The organism is Streptomyces sp. NPDC101166 (genome assembly GCF_044768125.1).
In the GTDB taxonomy this organism is placed as follows: domain Bacteria; phylum Actinomycetota; class Actinomycetes; order Streptomycetales; family Streptomycetaceae; genus Streptomyces.
On the sequence record NZ_JBIWPF010000133.1, the window covers coordinates 1 to 1389 of the forward strand.

The 1389-nt window shown below is 70.2% G+C and carries 2 protein-coding genes; both read right to left on the bottom strand.

Annotated features, from left to right (window positions below; all coding sequences use genetic code 11):
* Positions 1-633 (bottom strand): ABC transporter ATP-binding protein (locus tag ACIRS4_RS37050; RefSeq protein ID WP_404204491.1); only part of this gene is annotated, 633 nt, incomplete at its 3' end.
* Positions 630-1389: thioesterase domain-containing protein (locus ACIRS4_RS37055; RefSeq protein WP_404204493.1), on the bottom strand; the 760-nt coding region annotated here is incomplete at its 5' end. The genes ACIRS4_RS37055 and ACIRS4_RS37050, both read right to left, overlap by 4 nt.

Here is a 1389-nt window from a genome sequence, read left to right on the forward strand (position 1 = left end):
CCCGCGGTCGATGACGGTGATGCGGTCGGCCAGCAGGTCGGCCTCTTCCAGGTACTGGGTGGTGAGCAGCACGGTGGTGCCGTCGTCGACGAGTTCGCCGATGACGCGCCACATGTCCAGTCGCCCACGGGGATCCAGCCCGGTGGTGGGCTCGTCGAGCACCACCACCGGAGGTCTGCACACCAGCGCCCCGGCGAGGTCGAGGCGCCGCGCCATACCGCCGGAGTAGGTGCCGGCCCGCCGCCCGGCCGCGTGGTCGAGCCCCAGCGCCGATAAGAGCTCGGTGGCGCGGTCGGTGGCCTTCTTGTGGTTCATGCCGTACAGCCGGGCCACCATGCGCAGGTTCTCGAAGCCGGACAGATTGGCGTCGATGGCCGCGTACTGGCCCGACAGACCGATCCGGGTGCGGGCGCGCGCCGGATGCTTCAGCACGTCGACGCCCGCCACCTGCACCGTGCCGGAGCTCGGGCGTAGCAGGGTGGTGACGATCCGCACGGTGGTGGTCTTGCCCGCGCCGTTGGGCCCGAGCAGTCCCATCACGGTGCCGCTCGGGATCGCCAGATCGATCCCGTCCAGCACCCGGACCTTGCCGTAATACTTCACCAGCCCTTGGACTTCCACGGCCAGACTCATCGCGTACCCTCCCGCCGGGCTTCGATCTCCGCCAGCTGATCCCGCAGCACCGGCCCGATGACGGCGAGGGATTCCGGCGTGGTCATGCCGGCGTGCGTGCAGCGCACCAGCTGGTCGTGCACCATGCCGGTGACGTGGGGTTGCCAGGCCGCGGCGCAGCGCGCCGGGTCCGCCCGGTTGATCTCGTCGTCGGCGGCGGTGAAGAACACCAGGTCGCCGTCGAAGACCCGCGGCCGGAAGCCGTGCGCCTGGGCCGTGCCGTTCTCGTATCCGGTGTAGAGCCGTTCCAGGTGTTCGATCGTGAGTGCCGCGAACGGCCCGGAGCGGCCGCGCAGCAGTTCGGCGGCCTCCTGCAGGGTCAGGCGCGGATCGATGTCGGCGTCACCGCCGAGCAGGTCGGATCCGAATTCGGCGATGATCGAGGCCACCGACGGCATGGCCTGCTCGAGCCACCGGTCGGAGAGCTGGTAGCTGTCCATCATGCCGAGCAGCGCCACCTCGTCGCCGCCCTCCTGCAGCTGCACCGCCACCTCGTGGGCGATGAGTCCGCCCAGCGACCAGCCCAGCACGTGGTACGGGCCTTCCGGCTGCACCGATTTCATGTGCGCCACATAGTATTTCGCGGCCTCGGCGATGGTCCGATGGCTTTCCTCGCCCGCCACGTGCGGCGCCTGCAGGCCGTACACCGGCCGTTCGGGCGGCAGGTGCGACAGCAGTCCGGCGAAGCACCAGGACAGACCGATCGCCGGATGCACG